General features: G+C 60.8%; 15 protein-coding genes and 5 pseudogenes. 11 read left to right on the forward strand and 9 right to left on the reverse strand.

From position 1 onward, the window contains the following. Positions 1–49: 49 nt before the first annotated feature. The gene (locus tag AC0L3I_RS24530) at positions 50–1,039 is read right to left on the reverse strand and encodes a nodulation protein NodZ (RefSeq protein ID WP_473528507.1); all 990 of its coding nucleotides are present in this window, start codon (positions 1,037–1,039) and stop codon (positions 50–52) included. Positions 1,040–1,362: 323 nt separating this feature from the next. Between AC0L3I_RS24530 and AC0L3I_RS24535 the strand changes: the two are divergent. The 3 pseudogenes from AC0L3I_RS24535 to AC0L3I_RS24545 form a co-directional block, all read left to right on the forward strand. Continuing rightward, a pseudogene (locus AC0L3I_RS24535) lies at positions 1,363–1,477 on the forward strand (LysR family transcriptional regulator); the annotation flags it as partial. 25 nt (positions 1,478–1,502) lie between these two features. Further along, positions 1,503–1,694, forward strand: a pseudogene (locus AC0L3I_RS24540) (ISL3 family transposase); the annotation flags it as partial. 78 nt (positions 1,695–1,772) lie between these two features. Further along, positions 1,773–2,240, forward strand: a pseudogene (locus AC0L3I_RS24545) (transposase family protein); the annotation flags it as partial. 74 nt (positions 2,241–2,314) lie between these two features. Here the strand turns inward: AC0L3I_RS24545 and AC0L3I_RS24550 are convergent. The 4 genes and pseudogenes from AC0L3I_RS24550 to AC0L3I_RS24565 all read right to left on the reverse strand — a co-directional run bounded on the left by AC0L3I_RS24550 (position 2,315) and on the right by AC0L3I_RS24565 (position 8,050). Beyond that, the gene (locus AC0L3I_RS24550; RefSeq protein WP_473528508.1) at positions 2,315–3,481 is read right to left on the reverse strand and encodes an NAD(P)/FAD-dependent oxidoreductase; all 1,167 of its coding nucleotides are present in this window, start codon (positions 3,479–3,481) and stop codon (positions 2,315–2,317) included. Positions 3,482–4,000: 519 nt separating this feature from the next. Continuing rightward, positions 4,001–4,664 (reverse strand): annotated as a pseudogene (locus tag AC0L3I_RS24555) (IS3 family transposase); the annotation flags it as partial. Positions 4,665–4,814: 150 nt separating this feature from the next. Beyond that, the gene (locus AC0L3I_RS24560) at positions 4,815–6,182 is read right to left on the reverse strand and encodes a sigma-54-dependent transcriptional regulator (RefSeq protein ID WP_473528509.1); all 1,368 of its coding nucleotides are present in this window, start codon (positions 6,180–6,182) and stop codon (positions 4,815–4,817) included. Further along, on the reverse strand, positions 6,179–8,050 hold the full coding sequence (locus AC0L3I_RS24565; protein ID WP_473528510.1) for a sensor histidine kinase: 1,872 nt from the start codon (positions 8,048–8,050) through the stop codon (positions 6,179–6,181). The genes AC0L3I_RS24560 and AC0L3I_RS24565 overlap by 4 nt, the downstream gene beginning before the upstream one ends. A gap of 259 nt (positions 8,051–8,309) precedes the next feature. Here AC0L3I_RS24565 and AC0L3I_RS24570 point away from each other — a divergent pair, with 259 nt between their 5' ends. The 3 genes from AC0L3I_RS24570 to nifA all read left to right on the forward strand — a co-directional run bounded on the left by AC0L3I_RS24570 (position 8,310) and on the right by nifA (position 13,572). Next, complete coding sequence (locus AC0L3I_RS24570) at positions 8,310–9,767, forward strand: dicarboxylate/amino acid:cation symporter (RefSeq protein WP_473528511.1); 1,458 nt, start codon at positions 8,310–8,312, stop codon at positions 9,765–9,767. 405 nt (positions 9,768–10,172) lie between these two features. After that, positions 10,173–11,204, forward strand: a complete 1,032-nt coding sequence (locus AC0L3I_RS24575) for a LacI family DNA-binding transcriptional regulator (protein ID WP_473528512.1) — start codon at positions 10,173–10,175, stop codon at positions 11,202–11,204. Between the two features lie 625 nt (positions 11,205–11,829). Beyond that, a complete protein-coding gene (nifA, locus tag AC0L3I_RS24580) occupies positions 11,830–13,572 on the forward strand; it encodes a nif-specific transcriptional activator NifA (RefSeq protein WP_473528513.1) in 1,743 nt (580 codons plus the stop codon). Between the two features lie 122 nt (positions 13,573–13,694). Here nifA and AC0L3I_RS24585 read toward each other — a convergent pair. The 4 genes and pseudogenes from AC0L3I_RS24585 to panB form a co-directional block, all read right to left on the reverse strand. Further along, a pseudogene (locus tag AC0L3I_RS24585) lies at positions 13,695–13,826 on the reverse strand (IS256 family transposase); the annotation flags it as partial. Between the two features lie 131 nt (positions 13,827–13,957). Further along, a complete protein-coding gene (locus tag AC0L3I_RS24590) occupies positions 13,958–14,326 on the reverse strand; it encodes a pantoate--beta-alanine ligase (RefSeq protein WP_473528514.1) in 369 nt (122 codons plus the stop codon). A gap of 52 nt (positions 14,327–14,378) precedes the next feature. Then, positions 14,379–14,651, reverse strand: a complete 273-nt coding sequence (locus AC0L3I_RS24595; RefSeq protein WP_473528515.1) for a pantoate--beta-alanine ligase — start codon at positions 14,649–14,651, stop codon at positions 14,379–14,381. Between the two features lie 112 nt (positions 14,652–14,763). Next, positions 14,764–15,609, reverse strand: coding sequence for a 3-methyl-2-oxobutanoate hydroxymethyltransferase (panB, locus tag AC0L3I_RS24600; protein WP_473528516.1), 846 nt, complete (start codon positions 15,607–15,609; stop codon positions 14,764–14,766). Between the two features lie 177 nt (positions 15,610–15,786). On the opposite strand from panB, the gene AC0L3I_RS24605 reads away from it, so the two are divergent. The 5 genes from AC0L3I_RS24605 (at position 15,787) to AC0L3I_RS24625 (ending at position 20,528) form a co-directional block, all read left to right on the forward strand. Continuing rightward, positions 15,787–16,743, forward strand: coding sequence for an NUDIX hydrolase (locus AC0L3I_RS24605; protein ID WP_473528517.1), 957 nt, complete (start codon positions 15,787–15,789; stop codon positions 16,741–16,743). Between the two features lie 64 nt (positions 16,744–16,807). Then, a complete protein-coding gene (gene nadA / locus AC0L3I_RS24610; RefSeq protein WP_473528518.1) occupies positions 16,808–17,782 on the forward strand; it encodes a quinolinate synthase NadA in 975 nt (324 codons plus the stop codon). Then, positions 17,779–19,320, forward strand: a complete 1,542-nt coding sequence (locus tag AC0L3I_RS24615; protein ID WP_473528519.1) for an L-aspartate oxidase — start codon at positions 17,779–17,781, stop codon at positions 19,318–19,320. The genes nadA and AC0L3I_RS24615 overlap by 4 nt, the downstream gene beginning before the upstream one ends. Position 19,321: 1 nt before the next feature. Then, on the forward strand, positions 19,322–20,203 hold the full coding sequence (gene nadC, locus AC0L3I_RS24620) for a carboxylating nicotinate-nucleotide diphosphorylase (RefSeq protein WP_473528520.1): 882 nt from the start codon (positions 19,322–19,324) through the stop codon (positions 20,201–20,203). A 55-nt stretch (positions 20,204–20,258) separates the two neighbouring features. Continuing rightward, positions 20,259–20,528 carry a hypothetical protein gene (locus tag AC0L3I_RS24625; RefSeq protein WP_473528521.1) on the forward strand — a complete coding sequence of 90 codons (270 nt, stop codon included), beginning with the start codon at positions 20,259–20,261 and terminating at the stop codon, positions 20,526–20,528. The last annotated feature ends 109 nt before the right edge of the window (positions 20,529–20,637 follow it).

Genomic DNA, 20,637 nt, shown 5'->3' on the forward strand with positions numbered 1-20,637 from the left:
GGGCCTCTGCGCGAAGGCAAGGGAGAGTTCGAGCGGGATGCCAACGCTTTCATGGAGCCGGGGAACGTTCGAAAGCGTTATCAATCAAGATCAAACGACGCGGGTCATTCAGATCGAATTCAATAATGCGCGGCACGAAGAGGCGGGCATAACGGGTGAAGGCGCTAGTCGGAGGAAAGCGAATTACAGTGTCGCATCGACCGAGGAGATACATTTCAACGAGAGCGGAAAAACCACCGTCGGTGCCCAGTGCTGCACTGTGTAAGGGGCCGGCCTGATCCGCCTGGAAGCGTTTTGGGACGGTGAAAAGTTCGGGAAATACGCCCGACAAGTGATCAACAACCTGGGCGCTGTCTGTACACAAGAACACCCTTACAGGCCTTGGATGCGGTTGCGCTTTGGCCATACGAATGGCAGTGCATACCTGCTCTAAGGCAACCTTTGGATCAGCCCAGTAAGGTGCGTGATCCATAATATCTTCGCCGTTGCCGTGGCGGACATGGACTCCAATTATGCTGTGCCCGTCAAAATGCTCCTGGTAGAGCGCTTCAATCCGGTCCTCAATTTCGACCCTCGGTCTGATGCTCCGAAATATCGTTCGCTCGGCTTGCTCATCGCAGCGCCACATCAAGCAAGCATCACACACTACCGTGTTGGCTTCACAATCATCTTGGGCCTGGAAAAGATCGTTAAGCTCGTCACGTTCTTGGAAAATCTGTTCATCCGGACGGTACACGCAGTCGATGGATGGCTTGTTCCACCACGACGGGAAGAAGGGACCAGGGAACGAGACGTGGTTGATCTGGTCATCGCAAATGACCCGTACACCACTGATCTCTTCAACTGGCTTGAAGAAAGCCGGAAAGGCATTCGCAAACGGGTTGTCAAGGTAACAAGAGCCGCGCCAATCTATTGCTAAAGCTCGTCCCGTCCGATGTGCGTAGTCCCAAGCCGACGCGAGAGACCACAGGCAATCACCGAGACCCGTGCGCCGTCGAGAAACAACGAACCGATCCATCCTTGAGCCATCAACAAGCATCTAAATTGCCTCTTTCCAGAACACCACAAGCCTCAGCTTTGCTGCTGCCTTTGAGGCAAGCGCCTGCGCAATTCGGGGAAGCTTGTCGTGCTGCGCCAATGCGATGTAGCTTGCGTCTATCGCGGAAGTGCCTGGCCCCGATGGACGCGCGCCTGGGCTGGTCTTCGGCGCAGGCCAGAAAATGCTCTTCGGAGCCAACACAAACATCAACCACTTTCCCTGGCTTACATCCTTGAATTCTTTCTATGCAACGTGACGTAACATCGGTAAAATCGTCTGTTTCGATGAAACGCATCCACGCCATGGATAGCTAGTGACAGGGGTTGCAGGGCCTTGACCTGAACCTTCTCGTTGTGCTGGACGCACTGCTAACCCCAGCGGAACTTCACGGCGGCAGCACGCAGCATCGACCTCAGTCAGCCGGCCATGAGCGCGGCTGCAACGACGATCCCGATGATCTCCTCCGTGTGCGGGCAAGAAGATTGAGCTTCGACTGGTCGCAAGACGTTTCGTCTGTAGTGCACCGCTCTGCTGAAAGCGGATATTTGCCGAACGGTTTAAGGACGGGGTTGTCGCGGAGAGATCCCGCCGGACCGTTCACCACTTGGGGCTGGCGCGCGGCGGCAGGCCGGCCGCGAGCATTGCCAAGCGGCTGGCCGAAGCATAATCGGCTGGTCTAGATGTTTGATCCCAGGCTTTGATGGTTCATCGTTGTCGTCCAAAAGGATGCACTATGGGCCAGGTTCTGCATGAGAGCGCCACAACGACAGTGGCGATCCGTCGAGCGATACAACATAGTAAAGCGAGCCTGAGGCCGCCTTCGAAGCGCTATGCATCAACCGCAAGACGGTCGCGAAGTGGAGAAGCGGAGTTCGACCGCCGATCTGCCCACCGGCCCCAGGGAGCCGAGATCGACAGTTCTGTCTGCCGAGGAAGAGGACCGTTATCGTCGGCTTCCGCCGCAACACGCTGCTGCCGCTCGACGATTGCCTCTACGCGTTGCAGCCGACGATCCCGCATCTGACGCGCTCTTCATTGCACCGCTGTCTGCAGCGCAAGCATCGGCCGATTGCCAGATGTCGAGGGCGACAGGCCGGCGAAGAAGAGGTTCAAGGCCTATCCGATCGGCTTCTTCCACATTGATATAGCGGAGGTCCGAACCGAACAGGGCAAGCTAAACATCAAGGCCTTTGTACCGCGGCACCGCCTGTCGCGATCCTTCGCGCCTTCTCTATCCCGCCGGCACCAAAGGAGACCGTCGCGGCGCCGTTGTTGTTAGATCACATTCAATTCCCTGAACGCCCGCCCTTCGGCAACGCGGCTGTACCCAAACGCCGAGCAATCCACCGTGCGGTAGCCGCCATGGACGATCAGCTCGGCCAGCGCCTTGCCTACCGCCGGCGCCTGCTGCAGGCCGTGGCCGGAAAAACCGTTGGCGAAGACGAAATTCTTGACCTGCGGATGCGGGCCGATCACTGCGTTCTGGTCGAGCGTGTTGTAGTCATAATGCCCGGCCCAGGCGCGTGTCGGCTTGATCGCCTCGAAGGCAGGGATGCGGGTCGCCAGCACCGGCCAGATCACCTCTTCGAACAGCGGCCAGTCGACGTCGAAATCCCCGGGATCGGCCGGGCCGTCGCCCTCTTCCGGTTCGGCGCCGCCGGTGAGGTAGACCGAGCTTTCCGGGCGCACATAGATGCCCGAGGGATCGACCAGCAATGGCATGTCGGCATATTTCTCGCGCGCCTCGAAAATGAAGACGTTTCGCTTGCGCGGTTCGACGGGCAGCGCCAGCCCGGCGAGCTCGGCGACCTTGCCGGCGTTCGGCCCAGCGGCATTGATGAGGATGCCGGCCTCGAGCGTCTCGCCATTGTCGAGGCTGACGCCGGCAACGCGGTCACCCTGCCGCCCGATGCCGGTCACATCAGCGGTGATGAAATCGATGTTCTTGCCGCGCAGCGCCTTGCGGAACAGCATCAGCATCGCATGCGCGTCGAACCAGCCTTCGCCGCTGCGGCCATAGGCGCCGGCGGTAATGCCTTCTGCCGACAGCCAGGGAAAGCGCCGCGTCAGCTGGTCAGCGTCTTCCAGCACGATGTCGGCGCCCTCGGCCATCTGCGCCTCGTGGTTGGCATTCAGGATCGGCAGCCCGTTCTCGCTGGCGAGAATGAGAAAGCCGCCCTCGCGAAAACCGATGTCGGCGTCCGCGCCGAATTCTTCCTTCAGCCGCCGGAACAGTTTCAGCGTGAACTGCGACAGGCGGATGTTCTGCGGGATCGAGAATTGCTGGCGAATGGAGGCGCAAGACAGCGTCGTTGCCGCATGGGAAAATTGCGGATCACGCTCGACCAGCGCGATCGAACCCGAGAATCCTTCCTCGCGCAGATAGTAGGCGATCGAAGAGCCGACGATGGCTCCCCCGATAATAACGATGTCGTAACGCACTCTTTTGTCCGCCTTTCCGGTAACCGCCCGTGTCAATCACACAGCCGTCAGCATGATGTCGAAGCGCGTGCCGCGGCCAGGCGCGACTCTAGCGAGTTGAAAAGGGTTGCCGTATGCGCTTGATCCAGCCGCGCTCACGCAGCTGCCGGTCCTGCTTCACACAGCAAGTCGTCGGCTCTGTCCGTCTTCTCCCAGGTGAATTCAGGCTCTTCGCGACTGCCCGGTGAGAGCCAGAACGACGGCGCAACTTCGACCATCAAAGCCGATGGCATCGTCCGTAGCCAATATCGAGTATCGTATCGCGGCCGACTTGGCTGTAGTCGATCTGCGCGTGGGTGGTACCCTCGTCCTGCTGGCTATGTCATTTCGCGCTCTTCGCAAATGCTGTTCGGCGGCGGAACATAAAACGACACCAGATTTCTGCCGCCACTGAACTCGAAAGTTGTGGTGAGCGTACCATTGACAGCGATTTGCGGTCGCAAAGATTCCATGAATTTCTTTGAAGAATCTGTTGCAACGCTAAACAAGAACGCAACGAGATTGGCGAGAGGCTGTGACCTGAGCCCCGACTTCCCTCCAGCGGTTTGGAGAGTCCCGGGTTTTGTTTCTGGCCTTATGCGGCCTGCTTTTCCAGCCTGATTTTCATTACAAACTCGACCGGCGGGATGTTGCCGAGGGCTGAGTGAGGGCTGTGGTTGTTGTAATCCTCCTTCCAGTTGGTGATGGCGGAACGGGCCTCAGCAAGTGACGAGAACAGCGTCTCGTTCAGGAGCTCATCGCGAAAGCGACCGTTGAAGCTCTCGACAAAGGCGTTTTGCGTGGGCTTGCCCGGGGCGATGTAGTGCCATTCGATGCCGGTTTTCTGGCACCATTTGAGCACGGCCATGCTGGTCAGTTCGGTGCCATTGTCGCTGACGATGGCGTTCGGTCGGCCGCGACGCGCGATGATCGCGTCGAGTTCGCGAACCACGCGCCGGCCGGAGATCGAGGTGTCCGGAATCGCGGCCAGACATTCGCGTGTCACGTCGTCGACGATGTTGAGCACACGGAAGCGCCGGCCGCAGGCGAACTGGTCATGGACGAAATCCAGCGACCAGCGCGCATTCGGCTTTGCCTCGACCAGGATCGGCGCCCGCGTGCCGATTGCTCGCCGTCTTGCCCGGCGCTTGCGCGCCATCGGTCCGATTCTCGAAACCGTCACTCTGCAAGAATGGCGAACTTCTTCGTCGAGCCAAGTTGAGACAGCAGATAAATCATTCCATGTTTAGCAATTCCGATGCACCGGATTCCAACACCTCATCGCAGCTTTCCGCGATATGCGAGCAAGAAGGCTTCAGCCAATGGCGGTTTTTCGATAATCGGCCGAGTCTATCCCATGTCGTTTCAGCTTGTCGTAGAAGGTCTTGCGGGGAACTCCCAGGGCTTCGATCGTGCGCCTCACGTCGCCGCCGCATTCCTGCAAGGCATCGCGGATGACGGTCGCCTCATAAAGGCTGACCTTTTCGGACAAGGGGAGGTTTGATACCGCTTGTTCCTTTCGACCTGGTGCAATGGGCGTGCCTACCCCTTCAAGTCCCAATGCAACGCGATCGGCGAAATGCACGAGTTCACGGACATTGCCGGGCCAATTGTGGCTCATGAGGCGATCGCGCACGCCAGCGCTTATGTCCGGAACTGGCCTGCCGAAGCGTTTGGAGGCGCGTTCCAGGAAATGCCCAAAGAGGATCGGGATGTCTTCGCGCCTTTCGCGAAGCGGCGGGATGCGGAGCGTCACCACATTCAGCCGGAAATAAAGGTCTTCCCGGAAATCTCCGCGGGCGGCCGGATCGCCGAGATCGGCCTTCGTAGCCGACACGACGCGAAGGTCGATGCTGCGGGTTTCATTCGTGCCGAGTGGCGTGATCTGCCGGGTCTCAAGCACCCTCAGAAGCTTCACCTGGAGTGCTGGCGGCATCGACTCGATTTCGTCGAGGAAGAGCGTCCCTCCGTTCGAATGCTCGATGCGACCGGTCCTGCGCCTCTGCGCGCCAGTAAAGGCGCCTGCCTCGTGCCCAAAAAGTTCGCTATCGATGACGCTTTCGGGCAGCGCTCCACAATTCAGGGCAACGAAGGGCTTCGTGCGTCGTCTGCTCCAGCGATGAAGCAGATCCGCGACCACCTCCTTGCCCGTGCCCGTCTCGCCTTCCACAAGGACATCCACATCGGTATCGGCGATCTGGCGGAGAGTTTCGCGCAGTCGACTCATGGTCGGTGCCTCCCCGATCAGCGGCATATCGCCCGCAGATCGGACAACCGCATCCCTAAGACGTCTGTTTTCCAGGACCAGGCGCCGTTTTTCCGAAGCGCGATGCAGCGTCACTAGAAGCCGGTCGTTCGCATATGGCTTCGAGATGAAATCGTAGGCGCCGTCCTTGATGGCGGCAACGGCCAGCTCGACGTCGCCATGCCCGGTGATCAAGACAACCGGAATGTCCGGGTCGATCGCCTTCACTCGCTCGAAGAGCTGAAGGCCGTTCAGCCCGGGCATGCGGATGTCACTCACAACGGGGCCATCGAAGTTCTCGTCGATTCTGGCGAGCGCGGCCTCGGCGGAACCGAACACGCTCGGTGAGAAGGAGGCAAGCTTCAGCATCTGCGTGGCTGCGCGGAGCAGATCCTCATCATCGTCAATAAAAATGACCGGTCCTGTTTCAGCACTCATGCCGCGCGCCTCAGCTGGACCGTGAAGGAAGTCCCTCTCCCCTGGCCGGCATCATCATGCCGCAACGAGCCGCCGAGCTCACGTGCGATCTCTTCCGAAATGACCAGGCCAAGACCGAGACCGTTTTCCTTGTTGGTAATGAACGGCATGAAGAGGCTCCTGCGAATATCGGGGGCAAGGCCGGGGCCGTTGTCCCGAACGGAAATAGCGACCATTTCCCCGTGTTCGGCGAGCGCTATCTCGACCCGGGGCTCCGGTTGGTCCTTCAGAGCGTCAAGCGCGTTCTGGAGAAGGTTGACGAGGATCTGCTCCAGTCGCATGCGGCTTGCCATGACAATTGGAGATGGATCGATCCGCTTTCGTTCGATCGTCACCCCGGAATCGCGAATTCGGCCTGAAAGAAGCAACAGGGCGCCGTCGATCGCGTCTTCCGCTGGTATCTGTCCCATAGATCCGCTGGCGCGGCGGGAAAAGGACCTTAGCGTTTCGGTGATCGTGCCGATCCTGCCGGTCATGGCGACGATCGAGGTCAGATTCTCGGCGGTGTCTTGCGAACGGCCGATCCCAAGAAGACGCGCGGCATTTTCAGCATAGGTGCGGATTGCGGCGACCGGCTGGTTGATCTCGTGGGCGACCCCGGCCGTTATCTGTCCCACGATAGACAAGCGGTTCGCCTGGGCGAGTTCATCGCGCAAGCGGCGCACTCTTGCCTCAGCGTTCTCTCGCTCGGCGATCTCACCGGCGAGCGCTTCGTTCGAGCGCTGGAGCTCCGCCGTGCGCAGTTCAACGCGATGCTCCAGTTCCGCATTCAGGAATACAAGCACTTCTTGCCGCTGCCGGACCGCCCGCCGCCGTCGAACAATGATGAAAGCGACGATTCCAACGAGAACGAGGGCAAGCAGCGTCGTCACGCGGGCTGTCATGACCGCCGAGGAGATCTCGGTGTCGGCGGGAATGAGCAACGACATGCGCCAGCCCGGAACTGCTTTGCCGAGATTCTGCGAAACCGCAACGAAACCGGCTGATCGACTCTCAGGACTTGCGGTGACCAGGTTGCCGCCGCGGCGGGAAAGTGGCACCGGCTCGAAAGTCGCGCCCGGTAGCTGTAGACGATCGCGAGCGGTTTGCGCCTCCTTTTCGGAAAGCGGTGAGAGAGCGCCAAAACGCCATTGGGGCACGCTCGTGGCAAGAACCACGCCGCGCTCATCGGTCGTGAAGACCACGAAGCCGCTCTCCAGCCAACGCGACTCGACCCGGTCGAGCTCCACCTTCACCGCAACCACACCGAGCGGCCCATCCGGCCCATCGACCCGGCTCGAGAGATAGAGCCCGGGCCGCGCGCTAACCGTGCCGAGCGCATATTGCATAGCCGCGCCATTCGCCATCGCCTCGGTGAAGTAGTGGCGAAAGCGGTAATCGCTGCCGACGAAACTGGTCGGCGCGCCGGCGTTGCTCGCAGCAACCGCTATGCCCTCAGGATTAATGATGTAGATTATAGAAGCGCCGGCGTCGCGCGCGATGGCGCGAAGCTTGTCATCAAGCGCGGCTTCGTTGGCAGTGCTCGGACTGCGAAGCATCTTCTGAACCGCACCGTCGCGTGCCAGGACCAGCGGAATCACTCGCTGCTTCTCGACCTCCCCTTTCAAACTGTCGGCTGCAAGAGGAAACGCGGCAAGAGCACGGTCGCGTAGGGCATACTCCGCTCTGGTGCCGGCAATGCGGCCCGTTGCAAAGACGACGAAACAGAGCGCCGCACCAAGAATTGCAAGCAAAACCGCAAGCCAGAGAGATCGACCGCCGGCCGATCTGCCAGGGAAGACCAATGGGGCGCGCTGGAAGGCGCCCTTGCCAATATCTTCTTCTGCCATCGCATTCTTCAGACCGAGCATTGACGAACCATAGTGCGGGGTTCCGCCAGAAGGGAAGGCGATCAGTGCGGAAAACCACACAACCCTTGCTGCGCAATTGTAGGAAATACCTGAGACCCCGGCGATTTCCGCGTTTTCTTGGCTTGGCACGGCTCTTGCGACCAACATCGCAGCAGCGTTCGACCGGAGCGCCGCGATGGGAGAAGCCGCGGGAAGGAGGAAGAGCCCGCCCCAAACCGGTCAGGGAGAGAGAACCTACATGTTGACCCCACTGGCCCCCAGCGCAAACCACGCACCCCGCAAGACCCTTTGTGCCAAGCTTTACGTGCAGGTGCTTGTCGCAATCATCCTCGGAGTTGCGGTTGGCCACTTTTATCCGCAAATCGGAGAAAACCTGAAGCCGCTCGGCGATGCCTTCATCAAGCTCGTCAAGATGATCATCGCGCCCGTTATTTTTCTGACCGTGGCGACTGGAATTGCCGGCATGAGCGATCTTCAGAAGGTCGGCCGTGTTGCCGGCAAGGCGATGGTCTATTTCTTCACCTTCTCGACGCTCGCGCTTATCGTCGGCCTCATCGTCGGCAATGTAATTCAGCCTGGCGCCGGCCTCAACATCGATCCGACCTCGCTCGACGTCCAGGCCGTCAATGGCTATGCCTCAAAGGCCCACGAGCAGTCCGTGACCGGCTTCCTGATGAACATGATCCCGAACACGATTGTCGGCGCCTTTGTGGAAGGCAACATTCTACAGGTGTTGTTCTTCTCCGTCCTCTTCGGCATCGCGCTGGCGATGGTCGGAGAAACAGGCAAGTCGGTGCTTTCCTTCCTTCAGGACCTCACTGCACCCGTTTTCAAATTGGTCAGCATACTGATGAAAGCCGCGCCGTTCGGGGCTTTCGGAGCAATGGCCTTCACGATTGGCAAATATGGCATCGGTTCGGTGGCTAACCTTGCGATGCTGGTCGGGACCTTCTATCTCACCGCATTCCTCTTCGTGTTCGGGGTTCTCGGTGCAGTCTGTCGCTACAACGGCTTCTCGATCTTTTCTCTTATCCGCTACATCAAGGAAGAGCTGCTGCTGGTCCTCGGAACGTCCTCCTCCGAGGCCGCGCTGCCCTCTCTCATGGAGAAAATGGAAAAGGCCGGCGCCAAGCGCTCGGTCGTGGGCCTCGTCATCCCGACCGGATATTCCTTCAATCTGGATGGCACCAATATCTACATGACCCTCGCGGCCCTTTTCATCGCGCAGGCGACGAATACGGATTTGTCAGTTAGCGATCAGGTCCTCCTGCTGCTCGTCGCGATGCTTTCCTCAAAGGGTGCAGCAGGTGTCACAGGTGCCGGCTTCATCACGTTGGCCGCTACGCTCTCCGTAGTGCCGGCTGTTCCCGTTGCTGGAATGGCTCTGATCCTTGGCGTCGACCGCTTCATGTCGGAATGCAGGGCACTGACGAATTTCGTCGGTAACGCGGTGGCATCGCTCGTCGTCGCCCGCTGGGAAGGCGAATTGGACCAGGCGCAATTGGAAGCTGCCTTCTGCGGCCACCAGCCTGCCGAGACATCAACCGGCCAGCCACTGGTAGCGCCCGCGCCGAGCAAGTCGGCAGCATCGCTACCGGTTGAATCGCCTGGCCGGTCACAAACGCCGGACAATCGAGCCGCAGGCTCCAAGAGCCTCTCGCGGGCAGATGAAATTAAGAATCCCGAAATGCAGTGAGTGCAGAATTATGTGCGCCTCGCACAGGTCTCCACCGGTCACCACGCACATCAAGCCATCTATGATGCATTTAATACTAACGAAGATTGGGACGCCCGGTTCGTGGAACCGGGCGCGGAGCTCGATCGGAGCCACCGCGGTCAGCTCTCGTCGGCACGGCTGAACAAATCGCCCACGCTCTAGGCAACGAAAGCGATCTTGGCATAGAGGAATCCATGATCTATGGGCAACGATGATGCCGAAGACGGTCGGAAGGCGCGTCGTTCCACGTTTCGGCTTCTACCTCGCACCACGCCACGACAAGAATTCCGGTAGCGAACAGGATCAATGCAGGAATGATAGATTTTACTGAACCTTACCTTTACCGGGTTTCTTTCCTGATGTCGTTTTAATCAGACTCGGACTATGGCGAAGCGACCCACAATTGCTGATATCGCCCGGGAAGCCGGGGTCAGTGTTGCCACCGTTGACCGAGTTCTGAATGCCCGTCATCCGGTGCGGGAGGAGACTGCGAAGCGGGTCTTAGCGGCGGCACAGGCCATCGGATATCACGCCGCCGGTCTTATCAAGCAGCGCCTGCAGCGGGACCTGCCGCAATATCGGCTTGGCTTCATCCTGAGAAAACCGGCTCACCACTTCTATCAGGGCTTGGCGCGTGAGGTCGAAGCGGCGGTCAACACGGCGAAGTGCTTCCATGGCATTCCGCTCATCCAATTCGCGTCGTCGCACATGCCGTGCGACCTTCTTCCACTGCTCAAGGATTTCGGCGCGCGCTGCCACGCGATCGCCATGGTGGCGCCGGACCATCCGGCAATCACGGCAGCCGTCCAAGAACTCAAGGCAAAAGGCATCCCCGTTTTCTCGCTGCTTTCCGATTTCGCCGCAGGTGTACGTGAGGGTTATATCGGCCTCGACAACCGCAAGATCGGGCGGACGACAGCGTGGATGTTTTCAAAGGTCGCAAAACGGCCGGGCAAGGTGGCGGTTTTTGTCGGCAGCCACCGTTTTCAGGGGCAGGAGCTGCGGGAGGTCGGCTTTCGCTCCTATTTCCGTGAGAATGCACCGACATTTGAGCTGCTCGATCCGCTCGTGAATCTTGAGGCACGGCAGATCACTTACGAGGCCACGCTGGATCTCATGCAACGGGAACCCGAACTCGTCGGCTTCTATGTGGCCGGCGGTGGTATGGAGGGAGCGATCTCCGCGCTCCGTGAAGAAGGCGAAAGCCGGGGTCTCGTCGCGATCGTTAACGAGATCACGCCGGAGTCACGGGCAGCACTCGCAGATGGCATCATCACGATGTCGGTCGGCACGCCGCAGCGCCGGCTTTGCCAGGAACTGATGACGCTGATGGCCCGGGCCATCAAGGCCGGCACTTCGGAGTCGCCAGGGCAGACTTTTCTGCCGTTTGAGATCTATCTACCGGAAAACATCTGAAAAGCTGATAAAATGCTATCGTGAGAGCCAAATTTCCTTTCGTAAATGAAAGAAAAGCAGCGGGAGTTTGGTTGACTCACCTCCCCCATTCCGGTCTCGTTTAACAACGCGCGGTTGCTGCGCGGCGGAAGCCAGTCAGCCGAGAACGACGACCCGCACTTCATGGAAGAGAAAGGAAAGCCATGCGTCAAGCATCGCTCCGCTTTGCGATCGACCGCATGACGCCGCCCCAACTTGCCAGGGCCGCGCTTGCCCGCGGCCTGACTGGCGTCGACACTCGCTATAATCTCGGCGGCAAGCTCATTGCTGGCGATAAGCCGGCTGCAGACGTCCGTCTCGCTGGCGGATCAAGCGTAACGACTATCTCCATCAACGCCTTTTCGTGCTTCAATGAATCCCCGCGTGCCAGACCGAGGGGAGTAAACTCGTCGATTATGCAGCGGCCTGCGGAGCGAAGACGCTCACGAATGCGATTCGCCGAGGATATCCACGCGCTGGACAATAGGCGCATTTGCCTCGAGCATCGATTTCATAGCGCGAGATCGATGATCACATACAACACGATACTCGCAACTCCGAGCAAAGTGCCAGGCAGACCTCGTCATGCTGCATATCGCTTCCAAAAATGAAAAGGCCTAATTCAAAGTCCGAGACGAATCCCGTGGTCCCTATTGTGCCGTTGCACGAGAGGGCGCCAGACATCTTCGAAACATCGAAAGCACTCACCGCCCCCTCTGGGCTCGATGCCACGTTGGCCAACGTCGTCGATCTCCTGCCATCGTTGGTGCAGGTGCGGCACGGCATCATCTCGCTCTTCGGCGGTGCCGGCATACCGGACATGACCGTCGGTGCCGGCTGGAGCGAAGGCAGCGATGAGCGCTACCGGAAGCATCTGCCACGGACGGCGATCGACCAGATCATAACGACGGGCATGGCGCTCGTCGCCGAGAACATAGCGGTGGATCCGGCCTTCAACGCCGCCGACAAGGACGTGCTCGGGGCGTCCGACAACATGAAAGTGTCGTTCATCGGCGTACCCATTCGCGTCGATGCGAACGTCGTGGGCACGCTGACCATCGACCGCATCCTGGACAACAAATCAGGTTCCCTCCTCGATTACGACCTCCGCCTCCTTACCACAATCGCCAATCTGGTTGGGCAGACAGTGAAGCTGCATCGCATGTTCGCGTCCGACCGCGAGCGACTGATGGCCGAGAAAATCCGGATGCAAAAGCAATTCGGCGAGCTCAAGCAGCCTGGGCATGAGGGCAAAAGGGCTCATGTCAAGGGGATCATTGGCGACAGCCCGGCGCTGCGCGGGCTGCTTGAGAAGGTCGCGTTAGTGGCCAGGTCCAACAGCACCGTTTTGCTGCGCGGCGAATCCGGGACCGGCAAGGAGCTGGTCGCCAAGGCCATTCACGAGCTGTCGGGGCGCGCCAAGCGGCCGTTCATCAAGCTCAATTGCGCAGCGCTCCCTGAGACAGTCCTGGAATCCGAACTGTTCGGTCACGAAAAGGGTGCCTTTACCAGTGCATTCAACTCGCGCAAGGGGCGCTTTGAGCTCGCCGACAAGGGAACGTTGTTTCTGGACGAGATCGGTGAGATTTCGGCCTCGTTCCAGGCAAAGCTGCTGCGCGTGCTGCAGGAGCAGGAGTTCGAGCGCGTCGGCAGCAACCAGACGATCAAGGTCGACGTTCGCGTGATTGGCGCCACGAACAGGAACCTGGAAGACGCTGTTGCAAGGAACGAGTTTCGCGCCGACCTTTATTATCGCATCAGCGTTGTTCCCTTGCTGGTGCCGCCATTGCGCGAAAGGCGCAGTGATATTCCGCTCCTTGCCGCCGAGTTTCTCAAGAATTTCAACAGCGAGAACGGCCGTACGATGGTCTTCGATGCGAGTGCGACTGAAGTGCTGTTGAACTGTGCTTTTCCCGGAAATGTCCGCGAGCTTGAAAATTGCGTGCAGCGGACAGCGACCCTGGCAGCGGGAGCGTCAATCGTCAGAAAGGACTTTGACTGCAGCCGCGGCCAATGCCTTTCCGCGATGCTATGGAAGAACGCATCGAAGGAGACAGCGCCGAAATCGGAGCCGATCGCACCATCGCCACTGAACCCGGCCATGCAATCGTCTGGTGCTTTTGCTTCGGCCGCCTTTGGGGCCCCGCCTGTTGACAGCGAGCAGGCACTGCCAGCGCCTGTTCGGGTAGCCCTCGTAAGCGACGCGAAGATGACCGATCGCGAGCGTCTCATCGCGGCCATGGAAAGATCCGGCTGGGTACAGGCAAAGGCAGCGCGCCTGCTTGGACTGACGCCGCGCCAGATTGGCTACGCGCTGAGGAAATACGGTATCGAGATCAAAAATCTCTGAACCGGCGGTCGGACTTCCGATATGTGGGGGCCGCGACATAGCGAGCGAGGCGAATAGCTGGGGCAAATCAAGCGTGGGTTGGTTCGGCTCGGACCTCCGTCGGTGAGCGGTGCAGCCCTCCTGTCGGCGCCGGCCGCAGCGCCCACCTCCAGCTCCATCAGCCGCTCGGCGGCAAAGCCGATCATCTCGCGCAGGATATCGGCGTCGGGGGTCTTCTCTACGAGCGTGCGCAGGTTCATCATGTCGTTGGTCATCGGTGGTTCCTTCGAATCAGGTTGTGTCAGCAACCCAACCCTACCGAAGAACATCGATGACCGCCGCTACGCCGCTCGCTCGCTACAGCGCTGTTGAGGGCGCGCTCGCGACCGGCTTCGCTACCGCCGACCTACACCACGTGGTGGGACACGACCTGTACATACACGAGACGAATCCAGGGTCGATCGGGTGGCCGCTGAAAGCAGCTCGACATCGTCGTCGGCCCGTAGTTCGCGACGTTCAACTTCTCTGTAACCGGCGGCAAGGATCTCTTCGCCTCGGCGAATACAGCTTCGCCCGGCGGTCCCTTGGCCAGCCTCTCGGCCGCTTCGAACAGAATTTCGGCTAGCTTTGGCGCCGCAACGCGCTGCTCGGCCGACAGCCTGAGATTGCGCGACGACAGCGCCAAGCCATCGGCTTCGCATACTGTCGGGAAAGCGATGATCTCGATCGGTATGTCGAGATCGCGGGCAAGCCGGGGCACTTGCAACTGCTGCAAATCCTTCTCGCCGAAGAAGGCGGACCGGCGCCGGTCTGGAGAAAGAGCTTCGTCACCAATGTCCCCACGCCGTCGAAATGGCCGGGGCTGCGCCGCATAGGCCTTCGCTCACCCCGCTCACCGCGACCGCGGTGGGCAAACCACTCCAGATAAATCTCTCTTGCATCCGGCGCGCAAAGCATGTGGTGCCGAGCGGCGCCAGCTTGGCGGCGTCCTCATGCTCCCGGCGTGGGTAGGTGGCAAGGTCGGCGGCGTCGTTGAACTGCTTCGGGTTGACGAAGAGGGTAAGGATCACCCGGTCGGCGCGCTGAAGTACGGCGCGCACCAAGCTGAGATGGCCTTCATGCAAGGGCGCCCATGGTTTAAACGACGGCGACCTTCATGCCCCGCCTGCGCCATGCCGCCACGGATTTGCGCAACTCGGGCGACCGGTGTGCTCATGTCGCTTCTCGTCCTTTGATGGCTTTCGGTTCATCGCCGAAGACATGTTCGGCGGTCGGAAACCGGCGCTCCTTCACTTCGCACGCGTAGGCCTCGATCGCTGCCGAAGCGGCCTCTCCCAGTTCGACATAGCGCTTGACGAATTTCGGGCGGAAGTCGCCGAACAGGCCCAGCATGTCGTCGACGACCAGGATCTGCCCGTCGCAGGCCGCCGAGGCGCCGATGCCGATCGTCGGGATTGGGATTTCCTCGGTGATGCGGCGGGCGAGCGGTTCGGGCACTTTTTCCAGCACGACGGAAAAGGCGCCGGCCTCGCTGACCGCAAGAGCATCGCGCCAAATGCGCTCGGCATCCTCGCCCCTGCCCTGCACGCGATATCCGCCAAACGCGTTGACCGCCTGCGGCGTCAGGCCGACATGCGCCATGACCGGGATGCCGCGCGCTGTGAGGAAGCGGATCGTCTCGGCGATGGTCTCGCCGCCCTCGAGCTTGACCGCAGCGCAGCCGGTCTCCGCCATAACGCGCGCGGAATTGCGGAAGGCCTGCTCTAGGCCTTCCTCGTACGAGCCGAACGGCATGTCGACGACCAGGAGCGCCCGCTCCATTCCCCGCCGAACCGCCTTGGCGTGCATGATCATCATATCGAGCGTGACACTGAGCGTGGAGGGAAGGCCGTGGAGAACCATGCCGACGCTGTCGCCGACAAGAACGATGTCGCAGTGGCCGTCAACCAGCCTTGCGACCGGCGTTGTGTAGGCCGTCAGGCAGACCAGCGGCGTGCTGCCCTTTCGCGCACGGATATCCGGCGGCGTGATCGCCTTGACGACACCAGCAGCGCTCAATCCACGTCTCTCCTCACCCAGCGTCACCCACGGCCAGTGTCGCGTTTGGCATATTTTTGTCCAGGTGCGAAGAGGTAAATTGCCAGAGCGCGTGGTGTTGACGCGACGAGTGGTATGATAAAGAACAGAACTAAATCGGTTTAGACAGCCGGAGCTCTGCCAAGTAGGTCAGGAACCATGGATCAGGCAAAGGGACCAAGGAAAGGCAGAGCCATCGGCAAGACCAACGACGTCAACGCGGACCTGATCGCAGTCGTCGTCGCCGTGAACGACGCTGGACCATGTGTTCTGACCATCGAACAGGGGGCCGCCCTTCCCTCGGGCCCGTTTGAGCTCGCTCATCGTTCGCTCCAGTCGGGCCTCAGGGCATGGGTGGAACTGCAGACCGGTCAGCCTCTCGGTTATATCGAGCAGCTCTACACCTTCGCCGATCGCGATCGGACCGGCGGCAACGAGCGCGTGATCTCGATCAGCTATCTCGCACTCACCCGCGAAGAAGATGCGGGCGCCTCGGGCAGGCGCAGCTGGGCCAGCTGGTACGACTATTTCCCCTGGGAGGATCATCGCTCCGGCAGGCCCCCGATGCTGGAAGAATTGTGGCCGCGCCTTATCGAATGGGCGGACGGCGCGGACGACGGCGCGACGCGCTTCGATCGCCGGCGGCGAGCGGCGGTCGCTTTTGCCTTGGACGACCGGGCATGGAACGAAGAGCTCGCGCTGCAGCGCTACGAGCTGCTCTACGAAGCCGCCCTGGTGGAGGAAGCAAAGCGCGGCGGAGATTCTGCCATCCTCGCTCCGGTGCCGGGCAGATCGATGAGCGCCGACCACCGCCGCATTCTGGCAACGGCTATTGCGCGGCTGCGCTCCAAGATCAAATACCGGCCTGTTGTGTTCGAACTGATGCCGCCGCTCTTCACGCTTTTACAGCTACAGCGAACCGTGGAGGCGCTCTCCGGCAGGCTCATCAACAAGCCGAACTTTCGCCGGCTCATAGAGCAGCAGGAGCTGGTTGAGAAGACCGGGGCGACGACCGCCGAGACCGGCGGCCGGCCGGCGCAGCTCTACCGCTTTCACCATGCTATTCTAGACGAGAGGCCTGTGGCCGGCACAAAATTGCCGCTCGCACGGGCTTGACACCACTTATAGTCACAACGATTATATAGGCCTTATAATCGCGTTGACTATAACTGGAGGCTCGATGAGCGCCGTCCTGCCTTCGAGCGCCTCACTGTACGACCGCGTTCGGCGCGTTATCCCGCCGATCGAGTGGCCGGTCTTCGTCGAGGACATCGACGCGATCTGGAAACTGAAGCGACAGCGCAACGCGGTCATCCTGGCGCATAACTATCAGACGCCGGAGATTTTTCACTGCGTGGCTGACATCGTCGGCGACAGCCTGGCGCTGGCCCGCAAGGCAATGACGGTCGATGCCGAAATCATCGTGCTCGCGGGCGTGCATTTTATGGCCGAGACCGCCAAGCTCCTCAATCCGGACAAGACCGTGCTCATCCCGGATCTCGGTGCGGGCTGCTCGCTGGCGGACTCGATCACGGCCGAAGACGTGCGCCTGATGCGGCAGCGTTATCCGAGCGTTCCAGTGGTGACCTACGTCAACACCTCCGCTGCGGTGAAGGCAGAGTCCGACATCTGCTGCACCTCGGGCAATGCGCTCGCGGTGGTGGAATCACTCGGTGCGCCGCGCGTGATCATGCTGCCCGACGAATATCTGGCCCAGAACATCGCCGCCCAGACCGACGTCGAGATCATCGCCTGGAAGGGACACTGCGAGGTGCATGAGCGCTTCACGCCCGCAGACATCCGCCAGTTGCGCGAGGACAATCCTGGCGTCGCGGTGCTCGCCCATCCCGAGTGTCCGCCCGAGGTGGTAACTGAGGCCGATTTTTCCGGTTCGACCGCTGCCATGGCCGAATATGTCGGACAGCAAAAGCCGGCGCGGGTCGTGCTGATGACGGAATGCTCGATGAGCGACAATGTCGCGGTCGAGCATCCAGAGGTCGAGTTCATCCGGCCCTGCAATTTGTGCCCACATATGAAGCGAATAACGCTCGCCAATATCCGCACAGCACTCGAGGAGAACCGCCACGTCGTGACCATCGAGCCGCAGGTCGCGGATCGGGCTCGTCATGCAGTGGAGCGCATGCTCGCTGTATGACTCCCGACATGCACGACATCGGCGGGGCGCCGGTCATTATCGGGGCTGGCGTTGCCGGGCTCATGACGGCGCTTCACCTCGCGCCGCAACCGGTCGTCCTTCTCTCCAGAACGCCGTTGGGAACCGATGCCTCCAGTACACTCGCTCAAGGCGGCCTTGCGGCGAGCCTCGGCGCCGATGACAGCCCCGAACTGCACCTCTCTGATACGCTTGCAGCCGGGAATGGGCTTTGCAATGAAGCGATGGTCAGACGGGTTGTCGAGGCGATGCCTCGCGCGATCGACCACCTCATCCGCCTGGGCGCTCCCTTCGACCGCAATTTGGATGGGAAACTGCGGCTTGGGCTGGAGGCGGCGCATTCGCGCCGTCGGATCGTGCATGCCGCCGGCGACGCTACCGGACGCGAGTTGTTCCGCGTGCTGGTCGCAATGGCGCGGCGGACACGTTCGATCACGATCATGGAAGGCATGGATGCACTCCGCTTGATCGTGGCGGGCGGTGCAATCGTGGCCGTGTTGGCGGTCCGACACACCAGCATCGTCGCATTACCCACGCGCCGCGTGGTGCTTGCGACAGGCGGTATCGGCGGGCTTTTTAACGACACGACCAACCCGCTTGCATCGTTCGGGCACGGACTGGCGCTCGCCGCCTGCGCCGGAGCGGAGCTCGCCGATCTCGAATTCGTGCAGTTTCACCCGACCGCGCTCGATACTCCGCGCCGGCCAATGCTGCTTGTGAGCGAAGCGGTGCGCGGCGAAGGCGCGGTACTGGTTGACGAATACGGCCAGCGCTTCCTGGCCGATACGCCAGGCGCCGAACTCGCATCGCGCGATGTGGTAGCGCGCGTGATCTCTGACCAGCTCGCGGCGGGGCATCGTGTCTATCTCGACGCCCGACAATGCCTCGGCGCGAAATTCGCAAAACGCTTTCCAGCGATCGAGGCGGCTTGCCGGCAGGCCGGCATCGATCCGGCCCTCGAACCGATCCCGGTGCGCCCGGCTGCACACTATCACATGGGCGGCGTCGCCGTGGATGTTGAAGGGCGCAGCTCGGTAACCGGGTTGTGGGCATGCGGCGAAGTCGCCTGTACCGGATTGCATGGTGCCAACCGGTTGGCCAGCAACTCGCTTTCCGAAGCGGTCGCAACATCGGCTTGGGTGGCGATAAGCGTCGCCGGCACTTGCGCGGGCTGGCAGTGGCCCAGACTTCCTGAGTTCGTGCCTGTGCGGCCCAGCCCGTCATCTATACGCCAGATCGCATCTGATGCACTTGGGATTGTCCGCAACGGCAAGAGGCTGCGCGAAGCGATCACGACATTGCTGCCACTGGCCGTCGGCGACACGGTCATGGCCGACCCGGCGTTGGTCGCACTGCTGATCGCAATTGCAGCACTTGGGCGCGAGGAGAGCCGCGGTTCGCATTACAGGTCCGATTTCACGGAGCGCAATGCCGCCGCCCTTCCCTCACGGCTGACGCTCAGCACGGCATTTGAAAGTGCCGTCGCGGTTAACTGCCTCGCCTCGGAACGGAGCTCCTGATATGGCCTCATTGTCACCGCTTCCCCCGGTCGTCATCGAGCCGATCGTACGAAATGCCCTTCTGGAAGATTTGGGCAGAGCCGGCGACGTCACGAGCGATGCAATTATCCCCACCGGTTGCAAAGCTACGCTCTCGCTGAACGCGCGCCAGGCAGGGGTGGTCGCCGGGCTCGACCTGGTGGCGTTTGCTTTCCTGCTGATCGACCCGGCAGTGGAGATGCAAGTCCGCCGCCCGGACGGCAGCGATGTCGCAGCAGGGCAAACCATTGCGATCGTAAACGGGCCAGCGCGCAGCCTGCTCACGGCCGAGCGGACAGCGCTCAATTTCCTGTGCCGTCTGAGCGGCATTGCAACGGCTACGGCTGCGTTTGTCGAAGCGGTGCGCGGCCATAAGGCCAAAATTGTGTGCACACGCAAGACGACGCCTGGCCTGCGTGCCCTGGAGAAGTATGCCGTGCGTGCTGGAGGCGGCGCCAACCACCGCTTCGCGCTGGATGATGCCGTGCTCATCAAGGACAACCACATCGCCATTGCCGGTGACATCCGCAGGGCGATCGAGCGGGCGCGCGGCGCCGTAGGTCACATGGTCAAGATCGAGGTCGAGGTCGATACGCTCGAACAGCTCGATCTTGCGCTTGAAGTGGGAGTCGACGCCGTGCTCCTGGACAACATGTCGCTTGAGGAGCTTGCCCGGGCTGTGGCGATGGTCGGCGACCGCGCGATTACCGAAGCCTCCGGTCGGGTAACGCGGGCGACGGTCGCGTCGATCGCGTCGACCGGGGTGGATCTCATCTCCGTCGGCTGGCTCACCCACAGCGCGCCTATCCTCGATATCGGATTGGATATGCCTATCAATGGGAATTGCAGCAGACATCTGAACTGAGGAGGGGATATGCACGCGCTGCCAGGCGATACGGTTCAATCGACGAGGGGGAGGGATGACGGATAGAAAACGAACAAGCGACCGCACCGAAGCGCTTGCCTTTATTGTCTGCCGCCTGGACGAACTGCGTCAGATGGCGGCCTCGCACGGGCTCGATCTTCTCGGCTACCTGTTGGAAATCGCTTTCACTGAATCCTGCGACATGATCAGAAAGGAGCATCCTTCCGCTCAAGCGAAGCCAAAGATGCCGATAACTCCGGGCAGCACCTCAATTGAGCCATCGTGGCCAGCGGCCGGAGCATCCTGTTCTGAACGAGACGGGTAACCGACTCTGCGTACCGGCGCGGGGTCGCCGGGTCTTCAAGCATCGGCCGTCGACCAGCAGTCCCCTACAGTGCTCACCGGCCAAGCGGTTCTAATTTAAAGGACGAGGT

The sequence above is a fragment of the Mesorhizobium sp. WSM4840 genome (assembly GCF_055811755.1).